Source organism: Bradyrhizobium sp. SZCCHNS1050, from assembly GCF_032484785.1.
Classification (GTDB): domain Bacteria; phylum Pseudomonadota; class Alphaproteobacteria; order Rhizobiales; family Xanthobacteraceae; genus Bradyrhizobium.
Genome location: NZ_JAUETR010000002.1, coordinates 698,003 through 713,715 on the forward strand (window position 1 = coordinate 698,003; position 15,713 = coordinate 713,715).

9 protein-coding genes and 1 pseudogene are annotated in these 15,713 nt (G+C 65.9%); 5 read left to right on the top strand and 5 right to left on the bottom strand.

Features of this window, described 5'->3' with window-relative positions:
* Positions 1 to 42 precede the first annotated feature (42 nt).
* The gene (locus QX094_RS27590) at positions 43 to 2,550 is read right to left on the bottom strand and encodes a penicillin-binding protein 1A (RefSeq protein ID WP_315712186.1); all 2,508 of its coding nucleotides are present in this window, start codon (positions 2,548 to 2,550) and stop codon (positions 43 to 45) included.
* 230 nt (positions 2,551 to 2,780) lie between these two features.
* Positions 2,781 to 4,103 (bottom strand): N-acetylmuramoyl-L-alanine amidase, encoded by a 1,323-nt coding sequence (locus QX094_RS27595; RefSeq protein ID WP_315751757.1) that lies wholly within the window; start codon positions 4,101 to 4,103, stop codon positions 2,781 to 2,783.
* A gap of 805 nt (positions 4,104 to 4,908) precedes the next feature.
* Between QX094_RS27595 and QX094_RS27610 the strand changes: the two genes are divergently transcribed.
* Positions 4,909 to 8,142, top strand: a complete 3,234-nt coding sequence (locus QX094_RS27610; RefSeq protein WP_409998649.1) for an Rne/Rng family ribonuclease — start codon at positions 4,909 to 4,911, stop codon at positions 8,140 to 8,142.
* Between the two features lie 112 nt (positions 8,143 to 8,254).
* Here the strand turns inward: QX094_RS27610 and QX094_RS27615 are convergent.
* Positions 8,255 to 8,407: pseudogene (locus QX094_RS27615) on the bottom strand (dicarboxylate/amino acid:cation symporter); the annotation flags it as partial.
* 7 nt (positions 8,408 to 8,414) lie between these two features.
* Positions 8,415 to 9,614 carry a pyridoxal phosphate-dependent aminotransferase gene (locus QX094_RS27620; protein ID WP_315751693.1) on the bottom strand — a complete coding sequence of 400 codons (1,200 nt, stop codon included), beginning with the start codon at positions 9,612 to 9,614 and terminating at the stop codon, positions 8,415 to 8,417.
* 152 nt (positions 9,615 to 9,766) lie between these two features.
* Here QX094_RS27620 and QX094_RS27625 point away from each other — a divergent pair, with 152 nt between their 5' ends.
* Both QX094_RS27625 and QX094_RS27630 read left to right on the top strand, forming a co-directional pair.
* The gene (locus QX094_RS27625; RefSeq protein WP_316188376.1) at positions 9,767 to 11,161 is read left to right on the top strand and encodes a M48 family metalloprotease; all 1,395 of its coding nucleotides are present in this window, start codon (positions 9,767 to 9,769) and stop codon (positions 11,159 to 11,161) included.
* 126 nt (positions 11,162 to 11,287) lie between these two features.
* Positions 11,288 to 12,052, top strand: a complete 765-nt coding sequence (locus QX094_RS27630; protein ID WP_315712195.1) for a DsbA family protein — start codon at positions 11,288 to 11,290, stop codon at positions 12,050 to 12,052.
* A 122-nt stretch (positions 12,053 to 12,174) separates the two neighbouring features.
* Here the strand turns inward: QX094_RS27630 and QX094_RS27635 are convergent, their stop codons facing one another.
* A complete protein-coding gene (locus tag QX094_RS27635) occupies positions 12,175 to 12,846 on the bottom strand; it encodes a GntR family transcriptional regulator (RefSeq protein ID WP_315712636.1) in 672 nt (223 codons plus the stop codon).
* 204 nt (positions 12,847 to 13,050) lie between these two features.
* Between QX094_RS27635 and tcuA the strand changes: the two genes are divergently transcribed.
* Together tcuA and tcuB are read left to right on the top strand one after the other, a co-directional pair.
* Positions 13,051 to 14,466, top strand: a complete 1,416-nt coding sequence (tcuA, locus tag QX094_RS27640) for an FAD-dependent tricarballylate dehydrogenase TcuA (protein WP_316173741.1) — start codon at positions 13,051 to 13,053, stop codon at positions 14,464 to 14,466.
* Positions 14,453 to 15,550: a tricarballylate utilization 4Fe-4S protein TcuB gene (gene tcuB, locus QX094_RS27645; protein ID WP_316188377.1), complete on the top strand. Its 1,098-nt coding sequence runs from the start codon at positions 14,453 to 14,455 to the stop codon at positions 15,548 to 15,550. The genes tcuA and tcuB overlap by 14 nt, the downstream gene beginning before the upstream one ends.
* The last annotated feature ends 163 nt before the right edge of the window (positions 15,551 to 15,713 follow it).

The following is a 15,713-nucleotide window of genomic DNA, read 5'->3' on the forward strand; positions in this document are numbered from 1 at the left end:
CGCTCTGCACCGCACCGGCATCAGTTTCAGCCGGCCCAATGCCTAATAGAGGCTTCCCGTGCCTGGACGGATGATGAAGCTGCCAGCATCAGGTTGGCCGCCGCTCTGCGACGGCATCACGCGTCCATCGGCGTCGGCGACACCGATGACCGAGTAGTTGTCCGGCGGCGCCGTACCAGGTTTGAACGCTTCCATGATCGTGCGGCCGCCGTCGCCGGGGCTCGCGCGCATGCCAGTCTTGGCATCGACACGGACCAGCTTGATGCCGGCCGGGATCTTGAAGGGCGTGGCCGGCTTGTCGGCCAGCGCGAGCTTCATGAAGTCTTTTGCGATCGGCGCGGCCAGATGACCGCCGGTCGCAGCATTACCCCTACCGAGCGGCCGGGGCTTGTCGTAACCCATGTAGATGGCGACGGCGAGGTCCGGCGAGAAGCCGACGAACCAGGCGTCCTTGGCCTCGTTGGTGGTGCCGGTCTTGCCGGCGATCGGCTTGCCGACCTCCTTCAGCACGGTCGCCGTGCCCGCCTGCACCACGCCCTCGAGCATCGAGGTGATCTGGTAGGCCGTCATCGTATCCAGAACCTGCTCCCGGCGGTCGACCAGCTGCGGCTCGCTCTGGTTCTTCCAGCCGTCCGGTGCGTCGCAGCCGCGGCACTCGCGGGCATCATGCTTGAAGATGGTGTGGCCGTAGCGGTCCTGGATGCGGTCGATCAAGGTCGGCTTCACCCGACGGCCGCCATTGGCGATCATCGAATAGGCCGTGACCATGCGCATGGCCGTGGTTTCGCCGGCGCCGAGGGCGTAGGAGAGGTAATTCGGCAGCTCGTCATAGACTCCGAATCGCTTGGCGTATTCGGAAATCAGCGGCATGCCGACGTCCTGCGCGAGACGCACGGTCACCGTGTTCAGCGACAGACGCAGCGCGTTGCGCAAGGTCGTGGGCCCGAGATATTTGCCGTTGGAGAAGTTGTCGGGGCGCCAGACCTGCCCGCCCTGCCCCTGGTCGATCTCGATTGGTGCGTCGACGACCTGGGTCGACGGCGTATAGCCGTTGTCGAGCGCCGAAGAATAGACGATCGGCTTGAATGACGATCCGGGCTGCCGGTAGGCCTGCGTTGCGCGGTTGAACTGGCTCTGGTCGAAGGAGAAGCCGCCGACCATCGCGAGCACACGGCCGGTGTTCGGGTCCATGGCAACCATCGCGCCGGACACTTCGGGCAGTTGCTCGAGGCGATACTGGCCTTCGACCGGATTGCCTTCCTTGTACAGCGGATCGGCATAGATCACGTCGCCCGGCTGCAGCACCTGGGCGACCGACGTCGGCACCTTGCCACGGCCGTTGGCCGTCGCAGCCCGCGCCCATTTCACGCCGTCAAGCGTGATCAGGCCAGTCTGGCGTTCCTTGCTGACGGCGCCGCCGAGTTCGCGCGGCGGCTGGAAGCCGATGCGGGCGGACTGGTCACTGGTCTCGAGCACCACGGCCATCCGCCACGGTGAGATGTCCGAGAGCGATTTGATGTCGGCGAGCTTCACCCCCCAATCGCCCGAAGTATCGAGCTTGGAGACAGGCCCGCGATAGCCCTGCTCCTGGTCGTACCTCACGAGTCCGGCGACCATGGCCTTGCGCGCCATGACCTGAATCTTCGGATCGAGCGTCGTCCGGACGGACAGGCCGCCTTCGTAGAGTTTCTTCTCGCCATAACGTTCGAAGATGTCGCGGCGAACTTCCTCGGCGAAATATTCACCCGCAAAGATGTGGGCGCCGGTGTTGCGGCTCGCGATCGTCAGCGGATCCTTGCGCGCCTTGTCGGCGTCGGCCTGCTTGATCCAGCCGTTCTCAAGCAGACGATCGACGACGTAGTTGCGGCGCTCGATGGCGCGGTCGCGATTGCGGATCGGATGCAGGCTGCCCGGCATCTTCGGCAGCGCGGCGAGATAGGACGCCTCCGCCACGGTGAGCTCGTTCACCGACTTGTCGAAATAGACCAGCGACGCCGCGGCGATGCCATAGGCGCCCGAGCCGAGATAGATCTCGTTGAGATAGAGCTCGAGAATCTTGTCCTTCGAGTAGGTGCGCTCGATGCGCATCGCCAGCAGCGCTTCCTTGATCTTGCGGGCGAACGACACCTCGTTGGTCAACAGGAAGTTCTTGGCGACCTGCTGGGTGATGGTGGAGGCGCCCTGCGGACGGCGATTGGAGCCGAAGTTCTGGGCGTAGACCACGGCGGCGCGCGCCATGCCGGTGAAATCGATGCCGCCATGCTCGTAGAAGTTCTTGTCCTCGGCGGCGAGGAAGGCGTTGATCACGAGCTTGGGAACCGCCTGGATCGGCAGGTACAGCCGGCGCTCCCGGGCATATTCACCGACCAGCGAGCCGTCGACCGCGTGCACGCGCGTCATCACCGGCGGCTCATAATCCTGCAACTGGGAGTAGTCAGGCAGGTCCTTGGAAAAATGCCAGATCAGGCCGGCCGCTGCTGCCACACCGACCAGGAACAAGACGGTACCGGCCGCGAACAGGAAGCCCAAAAACCGCACCAGAAAGCGCATCGGCGAATATCCGTTCCAACTCTTGTTTCGTCTCTCGGCTCGGACGCGGCGCACCCACAGGCGCTACCGCCAAAAATCACACGGTCGGCTGCAATGCCGCGTGACCCATGCCAGAGAAACGCATGGTCAAGCCTATCAGCGGTCAAGCCTATCACAAGTCTGCCGAGAAGGAATCCTCACTGATTCCGGGTGCCTCGCAGCACGTTTATACGGATGTTGCTGTGGCCAAACTAGGGCTTTGCACGGACCGCCGCCGGCTTGTCCGGCCTCTCGGGGCCCGCGTTGGCGATGCGCTTGGCCAGAAAGGCATCGATCGCCCGCGCCATTGCGTCCGCCGTGCGCGACCGCCACGCGTCGGAGACCAGGTTCCCCATATCGCCCTTGTTGGAGACATAGCCGAGTTCGACCAGCACGGATGGCACGTCGGGCGCCTTGAGCACGCGGAAACCGGCCGATTTCAGCGGGCGCTTATGCATATGCACCGCCGTCTTCATGTCGTTCATCAGCACACGGGCGAACCTGTTGGAAAACGTGCGGGTTTCCCGGCGGGCCAGATCGATCAGGATGTCGGCGACGTCAGCCGGCTCCTCGGTCAGATTGACCCCGCCGATCTGGTCGGCCCGGTTCTCGGCCTCGGCCAGCCGTTCCGCCTCGACGTCGGACGCCTTGTCCGACAGCGTATAGATGGTCGCGCCCTGCGCAGTGCCCTCACCTCGCGGCAGCGCATCGGCGTGGATGGAGACGAACAGAGCCGCCGACTGCTTCTGGGCGATGCGGACCCGGTCTCCAAGCGGGATGAAGGTGTCGTCGTCGCGAGTCATGATCACGCGGAACTTGCCCGACCGTTCCAGCCGGTCGCGCAGCGCCTGGCCGAAGGCGAGCACCAGATTCTTCTCCGGCACCTCGCCGCCCTGGGTGCCGTAGTCGATACCACCATGACCGGGGTCGATCACGACCACGGGCCGGGTGTCCGGCGGACCATCCGTCGGAGGGGGGGCGATGGCGACCGTCGTCGGCGGCGGCCGAACTGCCGGCGCAGGGTTTCCTGCGACCGCGACCGACGCCGTCGCGGACCCCGAATCGGCAGGCCTGGGCGCAAGACGGCTGTCGCTGCCGATGGCGCGGGCGAAGGTCGCCTCGTCGACCTCCTCCAGTTCGAGCACCAGCCGCGGCGGCTGACCGTTGGCGGCATCCAGCACCGTGGAGTTGGCGATTCGAGCCGGGCCGGTGAGATCGAAGACGATGCGGGACCCACCGGGCATCACCATCCCATAGCGGAACGCCTTCACCAAACCACGGCCGCTGGTCCCGGCTCCAGTGGGCAGATGAAAGCTGACCTGGGGCAGGTCGACGACGACGCGATAGGGTTCGCTGAGCAGGAAGGTTCGAAACGGCACCGTCCGGTCGAGATCGAGCACGAATCGGGTCTGTCGGGAATCGCCGGCGACCCGTGCGTCGGTGGCGATGGGGAACCCGGGCCCGACCACGGCAGGCGGCACCTGGCCGACCGGCCCGCTCTGGGCGCGGGCCGGAATGACCGCCGCACATAACATTTGCGTGACGCACAGCGACGCGCATCCCAGCAAGGAAAGGTAATTCGCCCGGCCAATTGCCAAATCGATGCCTCCGCGGGATCGTCTTACCGCAACCAATCCCAGGGGTTAACCGCCAAATTTTGTCATTTTCGTTAAAGGCCACCGATTGTTGCGGTTCCGCGACGCTTCGCTTGCGCGACCTGACCATTCCTCGTATGTACGAAGGGCTGAAGGCTAATCCTTACTGCCGGTTGTGTCGCGTTCAACCTCCGGTGAAACGCCGGAAGCTTCGTGATCGGGGTGCTCGATATCGGGTCCTCGGTCGTTGCGAAGAGTCCAGCGCCTTTCCGACGCTCCACCAAAGCCTGCGCGATCCCGCGCGGCCGCAACGGAGAGCCGGTCACGAGCCGAGTGGCGCCTGTCAGGGCGCCTCCTCGCAGAGACCGCCCGGGCACCAGGTCAGACACGGTATAGCCTGATACCGCACCCGTGACAGGGTGGGTATTCGATCCAGGCAAGCGTTTCGGCGCAATCTGGCCTTCGGCAACAGAGAAGGCGGCACCCGCTGCCGCCCACATATTCCAGACGGGCCGACGCTTGATGCGCCAGACTGAGTTGCCAACCATGACCAGCGGACGATCCGCGCCGATGCGGGGCCAGACCCCCGTCCGGCCAATCGCCCCGCCGGCATCAGGGTTGGCGCGGCGCGACCAGCTGCGTTTAGGCCTTCCCCTCACCCCCGAATCAGGTGGACCGTCGCGTCATCCGACAGCGCGCCACGCGCTCGCGGCCAATCGCGCCCGTCGCCTCCAAGAGTTCCAATATGCCCAACAAGATGTTGATCGATGCTACCCACCCGGAAGAGACCCGGGTCGTTGTCGTCCGCGGCAACCGCGTCGAGGAATTTGATTTCGAAACGGCCCAACGCAAGCAGCTCCGCGGCAACATCTACCTGGCCAAGGTTACCCGGGTCGAGCCCTCGCTGCAGGCCGCCTTCGTCGAGTATGGCGGCAACCGCCACGGCTTCCTGGCCTTCAGCGAAATCCATCCGGACTACTATCAGATCCCGGTCGCCGACCGGCAGGCTCTGATCGAGGCCGAGGAGCGCGCGCACCGCGAAGCCGAAGAGGAAAGCGAGAACCGCTCCAACCGCCGCCGCAACCGGCACCGCAGTTCACGGCGCCGCGGCAGCGGCGAACGGGTCCAGAGCGAGATCGTCGAGGTCGCCGAGGCGGGCCTCCCTGCCCCGACCGAAGGGCACGAGGCCGACCACGAGGCGCAAGACCACCACGCCTATGCGCAGGACGATCAGCCGCACGCCGACGCGACCGCTCCCAGCGAGGCGCAGGGCTTCTCCGAAGGCCCGGTCGAGGCTCAAGGTCGGGACGCCTCGGGCGAAGCTCGGCAGGGCGCAGCCGACGAATCGCGCGAGCATGCCGACCGTCAGCCTGATGCCGTTGCCGCGCAGGACCATGACGCTGCTACCGAGCAGCCCTCCGGCGAAGCTGCGGAGGCCGCGAGCGCGCAGACCGGCGGCTCGCACGCTGCCGAGGCGGCCAGCCCGGCTGTCGCGGCAGACGAGCATGACCATGAGCACCACGGTCACGACGAGCATCATGACGGCGAGCACGAACATGATGAGCACGAACATCACGAATACCACCATCATGAGCATGATCACGATGAGCACGACGACGATGACGTCGCTGCCGTGGGCGAACATGCTGATCACGGCGTCACCATCGTGCCCGGCGACGAGAACGGCTCCGACACCGCGTCCGGCGACCATGAGGACGACGAGGACGACGGCGAGGAGATCGAGGAAGAGCTCGTCGAATCCGTCGGCGGCGATGACGTGCTGGAGGAAGTGCCGGAGCGCACCTTCCGTCCGCGCCGGCAGTACAAGATCCAGGAAGTCATCAAGCGCCGCCAGGTGATGCTGGTGCAGGTCGTGAAGGAGGAGCGCGGCAACAAGGGCGCGGCGCTGACGACCTATCTGTCGCTGGCCGGCCGCTATGCCGTGCTGATGCCCAACACGGCGCGCGGTGGCGGCATCAGCCGCAAGATCACCTCGGCGCAGGACCGCTCGCGCCTGAAGGAAGTGGTGCAGGACCTCGACGTGCCCGAGGGCATGGGCGTGATCCTGCGCACCGCCGGCGCCAACCGCACCAAGCCCGAGATCAAGCGCGACTTCGAATATCTGCTGCGTCTCTGGGAAACGGTCCGCGACATGACCCTGAAGTCGCAGGCCCCGACCCTCGTGTATGAGGAAGGCTCGCTGATCAAGCGCTCGCTGCGCGACCTCTACAACAAGGAGATCGACGAGATCCTCGTGGCCGGCGAAGACGGCTACCGCGAGGCGCACGATTTCATGAAGATGCTGATGCCGACCAATGTCCGGGCGGTGAAGCAGTATCGCGACGGCCAGCCGCTGTTCTCCCGGATGGGCGTCGAGAGCCAGCTCGACGCGATGTTCTCGCCGACCGTGCAGCTGCGCTCAGGCGGCTATATCGTGCTCAACCAGACCGAGGCGCTGGTCTCGATCGACGTGAACTCCGGCCGCGCCACGCGCGAGCATCACATCGAGGACACAGCGCTCAAGACCAATATGGAGGCGGCCGAGGAAGTGGCGCGGCAGCTCCGTTTGCGCGACCTAGCCGGGCTGATCGTCATCGACTTCATCGACATGGACGAGAAGCGCAACAACCGCTCCGTGGAACGCAAGCTGTCGGACTGCCTGCGGCAGGATCGCGCGCGCATCCAGGTCGGCCGGATCTCGCATTTCGGCCTTCTGGAGATGTCGCGGCAGCGCATCCGGGCCAGCGTGCTCGAAAGCTCGACCGAGCCGTGCGCGCATTGCGGCGGCACCGGTCACGTGCGCTCGGTGTCCTCGGTGGCGCTGCAGCTGCTGCGCAGCCTCGAAGAGACGCTGATGAAGGGCGCGACCCACAATCTCGTGGTCCGCACCCGCACCGAGGTGGCGCTCTACGTGCTCAATCACAAGCGCGGCCATCTGCGTGACCTCGAGAACAGCTTCAAGGTCTCGCTCGCCGTCATCGCCGATCCGAGCGTGAGCGGCCAGCAATCCTTCATCATCGATCGGGGCGAGCAGGTGCACACGCTCGAGGCCGCCAAGGCGCTGCTCGCCGCGCAGGCCTCTGCCCCGCCGCTGGCGGCCGAGGAAATCTACGACGAGGAAGAACCGTTCGACATCGAGACGGAATCCGAGGTCGAGACCGAGGAGACCGAAGGCCTGTCCGAGGACGCAGCCGACGGCAGCGCAGCCGAAGGCGAGCGGGACGGCGCGCGCCGCAAGCGGCGACGGCGCCGGCGTGGCCGCGGCAGCGAGGCCCGCGAGGGCGCGCTCCCAGAAGGCACGGCCGGACTGCAGCCCGCCGAGCCGGGCTCTGCCGCCGAGCAGTCAGCCGAGGACGCCGACGGCGAAGACGACGAGTCGGAGGAACAGCCTGCGTTCGCACAAGGCGAGCAGACGGATCAGCCTGGCGGCGAGCGGCGTCCGCGCCGGCGTGGACGCCGCGGCGGTCGTCGTCGGCGCGGTGGCGCGGAAGAAGGTCTCGCCGCGTCGATCGGCGACGAGCTCGCGCCGGCTTCGGCATCGGAGGCAGAAGCCGCCGTGGCCGATTTCGACGGCAATGGCGCTTCCCACCACGACGAGGAAGAGCCGGCAGAACCTGCGGCGCCGGTCCATGCGTCGGCCGCAACCGAGGCAGATGAGTCCGTCGCTGGCGCCTCCGTGCCCATGCCACAGGCTGCTCCGGGACAGCCCGAAGTGCAGCAGACCGAGGCTCCGAAGACGGAATCCGAGAAGACCCCACGCCGTTCGACGGTTCGCGAGAAGGTCAGCTTCCTTACCGAGCCGAGGCCGGAGGGCGCGGTTTCAGCCGTCAACGTCGCCGAGAGCAGCGCACCCACTCCGGCTGTCGACGTCGCGGCGTCCGGACCGGTTGCCTCCGAGCCGGCGGCCACCGATTCCTCGTCCCCTGCGGCGCCGCGCCGGGCCGGCTGGTGGTCCCGCCGTTTCGGTGGCGGGCAGTAAACCCCCACTCTCCGACGCTTCAATGCAAAACGCCCGGCCAGATTGGCCGGGCGTTTTTCATATGGCGTTCTTCGTATGGCGATCGTTCTTGACCGTGACGACCGGAGGCCGCTCAGCCGGTCGTCACGGCCGTCTCGACATCCGACGGATCGATCTGCTGATTGAGCCGTCGCTGCAGGAGATCATGGTCGAGTTCGTCTTCGCGCCACGAGACGAACACGGCGGCGATGCCGTTGCCGATGATGTTGGTCAGTGCACGCGGCTCGCGCGCCCTAGCCTAACCAGCGCGCGATCCGGGCCACCGCCTCACGCATGTCCTCGGCCGAACGCGCATAGGAAAAGCGCACGAAGCTGCGGCCGTGGATCGGATCGAAGTCGACGCCCGGCGTGGCCGCCACATGGGTCTCCTCCAGCATCCGCTTGGCGAAGTCGTAACTGTCGGAGGTGAAGTCGGACACGTCGGCATAGAGGTAGAAGGCGCCGTCGGCCGGCAGGAACCGGGTCAGGCCGGCCCTCGGGAAACCCTCGATCAGGATGTGCCGGTTCTCCTGGTAACCGTGCTTGATGGCCTCCATTTCGGTTCGGCCGTCGAACGCCGCTTCCGCCGCGATCTGCGACAGGGTCGGAACCGAGATCGCGAGGTTCTGTTGCAGACGCTCGATCGGCCGCACCAGCGCATCTGGCACCACCATCCAGCCGATGCGCCAGCCCGTCATGCAGAAGTACTTCGAGAACGAGTTGATGATCAGGGCCTCGCGCGACAGCTCCGCCGCCGTCACCGCCGGAAACGCGTAGTCCAGACCGTGATAGATCTCGTCGGAGATGAAGCGGATGCCGGCGTCGCGTGCGGCTGCGATGACACCGCCCAGCGCCTCACGCGACATCATGGTGCCGGTCGGATTGGCGGGACTTGCCACCAGCACACCCTTCAGCGGCGTCTTGCGGTGCGCGGCGAGCAGCGCTTCGCCGGTCAGGGCGTGACGGTTCTCCGCCGTGGTCTCGATCAGCACCGGCTCGCAGCCCAGCGCCGTCAGGATATGGCGATAGGGCGGATAGCCCGGCACGGTCACGGCCACGCGGTCGCCGGGCTCGAACATGGCCAGGAACGCCAGGATGAATCCGGCCGAGGATCCCGTCGTGATCACGATTCGCGCCGGATCGACCTCGCAAGCGTGCGTCTCACGATAGTGCCGCGCGATTCGCTGTCGCAGCGACAGCAGACCGAGCGCCGAGGTGTAGTCGATGCGGGCCTGATCGAGCGCGGCATGCGCGGCCGCAATGGCCGCTCGTGGCGCAGGCGCCGCCGGTTGGCCGACCTCCATGTGGATGACATGTCCACCGCCCGCCTCGATCCGCTCGGCCGCAGCCATCACGTCCATCACCATGAACGGCGGAACATTGCTGCGCGCGGACGGCGCCGTCAGGTCGGCGATCCGCTGTTCCAATGTCGGTATCACTGTCGCATCCACCATCGATATCTGCTATTGACCGCGGCTGTTCGGACCCGCTCCGTGAACCGGTCGGGGTCAGCCCATGGGCCTCGTTCGCCGCAGATGAGCCGCATTCCGCCGTTTGGTGGGCAATAGCCCGTCTCGCGCCTCGCGCCAATTGCAAAGATCGCCTGATGTCGCTCCGTATCGTGCTTCGCAAGAAACTGTCCGGCGGGCTTGCCGCGGTCGTCGCGGCGGCCGTGACGCTGGCGCCGGTCGCGCCTGCGTCGGCGCAGCAAGGCAAGGGACCGCCGATCCTGCGCGACACCGAGACCGAGGTGCTGCTGCGTGAATATACCCGGCCGATCCTGCGCGTCGCCGGGCTCGAAAAGCAGAACATCCAGATGGTCATCATCAACGATGCGTCCTTCAACGCGTTCGTTGCCGACGGCCGCCGCATCTTCGTCAATTACGGCGCCATCCTGCAGTCGGAAAATCCGAACCAACTGATCGGCGTTCTCGCGCACGAGACCGGCCATCTCGCCGGCGGCCATCTCGCCAAGCTGCGCCAACAGCTCGCCACCGCCCAGACCCAGATGATCATCGCCACCATTCTCGGCGCCGGCGCCCTCGCGGTCGGCGCGCGCGGCGGCGGCAGCGGCCTTGCCAATGCCGGCGCCGCGACGCTGTCGGCCCCGGGCGAGGTCATCCGCCGATCGCTGTTGTCGTATCAGCGTCAGCAGGAGGAGAACGCCGACCGCGCGGGGGTGAAATTCCTCACTGCGACAGCGCAATCGCCGAAGGGCATGTACGAGACGTTCAAGCGCTTCACCAATGAGAGCCTGTTCGCCGCGCGCGGCGCCGACCCCTATCTGCAATCACATCCGATGCCGGCCGATCGCGTCGAGGCGCTCGAGGGCCTCGCGCGTCAAAGCCCCTATTGGGACAAGAAGGACGACCCCGCATTGCAGCTCCGCCACGACATGGTCCGTGCCAAGATCTCGGCCTTCATGGAACGGCCGGACACGGTGGCGCGGCGCTATCCATTGTCGGACACCGGCCTGCCCGCCCGCTACGCCAGGGCAATCTCCACCTACCTGCATGGCGACCTGCGCAGCGCCCTGAGCCAGATCGATGCCCTGATCCAGGTGCAACCCAACAACGCCTATTTCTACGAGGTCCGCGGCCAGGCCCTGCTGGAGGGCGGCCGCCCCACTGAGGCGATCGCCCCGCTGCGCAAGGCGGTGCACCTGTCCAATAACGCCCCGCTCATCGAGATGTTACTTGGTCAGGCCTTGGTGGCATCCGAGAACAAAGCCTACACTGAGGAGGCGATCTCGATCTTGCGCGCGGCGGTCGCGCGCGAATCCGAGGCGCCGCTCGGCTATTCCCAGCTCGCGATGGCCTACGGTCGCAAGGGCGATTATGCGGAGGCGGATCTCGCCTCGGCGCAGGCCGCCTTCCTGCGTGGCGACAACAAGACGGCGCGCGAGCTTGCCTCGCGTGCAAAAACCCGCTTCGCGGTCGGCTCGCCAGGCTGGGTCAGGGCCGACGATATCGTCACGGCAAAGCCGCTTTCCGGCCAGTAGGCTGTCGGACAGCGGGATTGGCGCCCGCTGAAGTTTTGAACTACTGCTATCATCCGATCCAGAATATCAAAATACCGTCACGACCATCGACAAGGACCCGATCATTTGACCCAGAGGACCTCCTTCATGCCGTCAGTCCGCACGCTCATTCCCGCGATGTTGCTCGCGCTTTCGCTCTGCGGCGTGCCTCAGCTCGCGTCGGCGGAGAGCTTCTCCGACAGCCAGCGGGGCGAGATCGAGACCATCGTCCGAAACTACCTGATCGCGCATCCCGAGGTGCTCGAAGAGGCGATGGCCGAGCTGCAGAAGCGCCAGACGGCAGCCGAGGCGGCCAAGCACGAGGCCAGCGTCAGCAAGAACGCCGAGACCATCTTCAACTCGCCGCGCGGCGTCGTGCTCGGCAACAAGGATGGCGACGTCACCTTCGTCGAGTTCTTCGACTACAATTGCGGCTACTGCAAGCGCGCGATGGCCGACATGATGGAGCTGATGAAGAGCGACCCGAAGCTGAAGGTCGTGCTCAAGGAATTTCCCGTGCTGAGCCAGGGCTCCGTCGAGGCCGCGCAGGTCGCCGTTGCCGTTCGCATGCAGGCCCCGCAGAAATATCTCGACTTCCACCAGAAGCTGCTGGGCGGCCGCGGCCAGGCCGACAAGGCCCATGCGCTCGCGGTCGCCAAGGATCTCGGGCTCGACATGGCGCGCGTCGAGAAGGACATGGCGAGCCCCGAGGCCAAGGCGACGATCGAGGAAAACTTCAAGCTCGCCGAGGAGATGGGCATGAACGGGACGCCGAGCTACGTGATCGGCAAGCAGGTCGTGATCGGCGCCGTCGGCGTCGAGGGCCTGCGCGAGAAGATCAGCGCGGCCCGCTGCGGCAAGGCGAGCTGCTGAGCATCTCTGCCAAAGCGTCTGGCCATCACGGGATCAATCGAAGGCCGGCTGTCTCAGCCGGCCTTCTGCTTTTGCCGTGAGCCGGTGGCGAAGCGACAGACCGGTGGCGGCGGCGCCCTCGCCTATCCCTTCAGCTTCATGCCGAGCCGGGTTCGAAGTGCCTCGCGGATGTGCCCGCGTGCAATCGCCTCGGCCCGATCGGGATCGCGGATCGCGATCGCTTCGATCAGCTCACCATGCTCGGCCGCGGCTGTTGCCGCACGTCCTTCGGCCGCAAACGTCGTGGTTCCCAGCAGCGCTGTCGCGACATGCATGTCCTCAAGGGCGGCATCGAGGTAGCGGTTGCGCGCCGCGCGCTGGATCGCACCGTGCATCAGCCGGTTCAGCCGCGCTAGCTCGGCGGCGTCGTCCCCCCCGCTGACAAAGCGTGCATGAATGTCGCGGAGCGCCGCGATCTCGGCCGACACGGCATACTGCGCGGCGAGCCGGGCGGCGGCGCCTTCGAGAATTTCCCGCATCGCGTACAGCTCGAGGACTTCATTCTCGTCGAGACTGCGCACGATCAGGCCGCGTCCACCAGCCGGCTGCACCCACCCCTTGGCCACCAGCTTGCCGAAGGCCTCACGGACCGGCGTCCGGCTGACGTTCAGCTTCTGGGCGACCTCGTCCTCACGCAGCCGATCGCCGGAGCGATAGAAGCCGTTCTCCAGCGCATGGCACAGCGCACGAAATACCGCTTCGCCGAGAGAGACGTTGTCACGATCGATGGTGAGCGATGGCGCTTCCGAGGACATGGGGTCACCATTTCACAATCTCGTTGCGAACAACAGCCTATCTGCATATTTTTGTATACAATAGCATACTAATTCTATGCCCACTGTAGCCTTTACTTCCGTACCATCCATCATCGCTTGGCCGACGGCTGACATGCCGATGGCGTTGCTGTGCGGACCAAAGCCGATCCAGGCCCCGCCGCCTTGCGTCCGCGAGGGCCTGCAATGACTGATCAGAGCGATCTCGCCGACCATCCCCTGACCTACGACGTCGTCGTGGTCGGCGGCGGCAACGCAGCCCTCTGCGCCGCCATTGCGGCACGGCGCGCCGGGGCCTCGGTCATCGTGCTGGAGGCCGCCTCCAAGTTCTATCGCGGTGGCAATACGCGCCACACCCGCAACATGCGCTGCGCCCATGACGCGGCGACCGCGACGTTGAGCGGCCCCTACACCGAGGACGAGTTCTGGGACGATCTCCTGCGCGTCACCGAAGGCCAGACCAACGAACAACTGGCCCGCCTGATGATCCGCGAGTCCAAGGACATGCTCGACTGGATCGTCGCACAGGGCGTGCGTTTCCAGCCGTCGCTCGGCGGGACGCTGAGCTTAGGGCGGACCAACTCGTTCTTCCTGGGCGGCGGCCGGGCCATGCTCAATGCGTTGTATCTCACCGCCGAGCGGCTCGGCGTCGACGTGCTGTATGAGGCGGAGGTCGTCGGGCTCGACATCGATGAGACCCGTTTCGACGCTGCGATCATCCGACAGCGTGACGCCAGGACGCGAATCTGCGGCAAGGCGCTGGTTGCGGCAGCGGGCGGCTTCGAAGCCAACATCGACAGGCTGGTCGAGGGCTGGGGCGAGATCGCGCGCAACTTCCTGATCCGCGGCACGCCCAACAATCGCGGTACGGTGCTCGACATGCTGCTCGGCGCCGGCGTCGACAGCATTGGCGATCCGACCCAGTGCCACGCGGTGGCGATCGATGCGCGCGCCCCCAAATATGACGGCGGCATCATCACGCGGCTCGACTGCGTCGTGTTCGGCATCGTCGTCAACAACAACGCTGAGCGATTCTACGACGAAGGCGAGGACGTCTGGCCGAAGCGCTACGCGATCTGGGGACGCTTGGTTGCCGCTCAGCCGGACCAGATCGCCTACATCATCTTCGACGCGAAATCGGCGAACCTGTTCATGCCGTCGCTCTACCCCGCGATCGAGGCGGCCAGCATCACCGAGCTCGCCGGCAGGCTCGGCCTCGATCCGGACAAGCTGACCGCCACCGTCGCGCATTTCAACGCATCGGTGCGCGACGGACAATTCAATCCCGACATCCTCGACGATTGCCGCACCGAGAACCTGACGCCGCCGAAATCGCATTGGGCGCGCCGCATCGATAGCGGCCCCTACTACGCCTATCCGGTTCGGCCCGGCATTACCTTCACCTATCTCGGCGTGCGGGTCGATCACGCCGCAAAGATGATGATGAAGTCCGGCGGTCCCGCCGACAACATGTACGCCGCAGGCGAGATCATGGCCGGCAACGTGCTCGGCCGCGGCTATGCCGCAGGAATCGGCATGACGATCGGCAGCGTGTTCGGGCGTATCGCCGGCCAGGGAGCAGCGACACATGCAGCGCAGTGAAGCGTTGACCGAGGCGGATCGGCTGATGACGATCTGCAATTCCTGCCGCTATTGCGAGGGACTCTGCGCCGTGTTTCCGGCAATGGAGATGCGCCGCGCCTTCACCGGCGGCGACCTCAACTATCTCGCCAATCTCTGCCATGCCTGCGGGGCCTGCTACGTCGACTGCCAGTTCTCCCCCCCGCACGAGTTCGACGTTCGCGTCCCCTCCGTTCTGGCCCGGGTGCGGCACGAGAGCTATGCCGACTATGCCTGGCCGCACGCGCTGGCGCCGCTGTTCAGGCGCAATGGTCTCGCGGTGTCGCTCATCGCGGTGGTCAGCATGGCCGCGTTCATCGTCGGCATCGTGGCCTTCAACGATCCCGCCGCGGTGTTTGCAAGCCGGCACGGCCCCGGCTCGTTCTACGCGCTCATGCCCCACAACGCGATGGTGCTGTTGTTCGGCGCCGCCTTCCTGTGGGCCATCATCGCCTTCATCATGGGCGCTCGGGCGTTCTGGAATGATATCGGCGAGCCGAGCTCGACCTTGACGCGCCCACGTCCACTGCTGCGCGCCGTTCGCGACGCAGCCAGCCTGCGCTATCTCGATGGCGGCGGCGTCGGCTGCTACAACGAGGACGAGCGGCCACGCGACACCCGGCGGTTCTATCACCATCTGACGTTCTGGGGCTTCATGCTCTGCGTCGCATCGACCAGCGTCGCGACGCTCTATCACTATCTTCTGCACCGTGAGGCGCCCTATCCGTTGTGGGACCTGCCGGTCGTGCTCGGCACGCTGGGCGGATTGGGCATCGTGGTCGGTCCGCTCGGACTCCACACCGCCAAGCGCAGGCGTGAGCCTGCGATGATGGATGCGGGCAGTCGCGCCATGGACGTCGCGTTCCTGGCGATGCTCGTCCTTACCGGCGCAACCGGGCTCGCCCTCCTCTTGCTACGCGAGACCAGCACGATGGGCCTGCTGCTCGCGCTCCATCTCGGTGCGGTGTTCGCGCTCTTCATCACGATGCCCTACGGCAAGTTCGTGCACGGCCTCTATCGATTCTTGGCGCTCGTCCGCTACGCGCGCGAACGTCACGGCGCGTAGCTCATGCGAAGTCGCCGGCGACACGCAACGGATCACTGTTGTCGTCATGCAGCATTCATGACCCTGAGCATCCGTTCATAAAGTTGCGATCTGCGACATTTTTCCGGAACGATCGGCGACGCACGGAACGACTCCTACCTCCTGCCGTTGTCGGCGCGGGCAG

Excerpts from the sequence above, each read along its gene's own strand:
- QX094_RS27590 (WP_315712186.1), bottom strand. The coding sequence starts at position 2,550 with ATGCGCTTTCTGGTGCGGTTTTTGGGCTTCCTGTTCGCGGCCGGTACC.
- QX094_RS27595 (WP_315751757.1), bottom strand. The coding sequence starts at position 4,103 with ATGTTATGTGCGGCGGTCATTCCGGCCCGCGCCCAGAGCGGGCCGGTC.
- QX094_RS27610 (WP_409998649.1), top strand. The coding sequence starts at position 4,909 with ATGCCCAACAAGATGTTGATCGATGCTACCCACCCGGAAGAGACCCGG.
- QX094_RS27620 (WP_315751693.1), bottom strand. The coding sequence starts at position 9,614 with ATGGTGGATGCGACAGTGATACCGACATTGGAACAGCGGATCGCCGAC.
- QX094_RS27625 (WP_316188376.1), top strand. The coding sequence starts at position 9,767 with ATGTCGCTCCGTATCGTGCTTCGCAAGAAACTGTCCGGCGGGCTTGCC.
- QX094_RS27630 (WP_315712195.1), top strand. The coding sequence starts at position 11,288 with ATGCCGTCAGTCCGCACGCTCATTCCCGCGATGTTGCTCGCGCTTTCG.
- QX094_RS27635 (WP_315712636.1), bottom strand. The coding sequence starts at position 12,846 with ATGTCCTCGGAAGCGCCATCGCTCACCATCGATCGTGACAACGTCTCT.
- tcuA (WP_316173741.1), top strand. The coding sequence starts at position 13,051 with ATGACTGATCAGAGCGATCTCGCCGACCATCCCCTGACCTACGACGTC.
- tcuB (WP_316188377.1), top strand. The coding sequence starts at position 14,453 with ATGCAGCGCAGTGAAGCGTTGACCGAGGCGGATCGGCTGATGACGATC.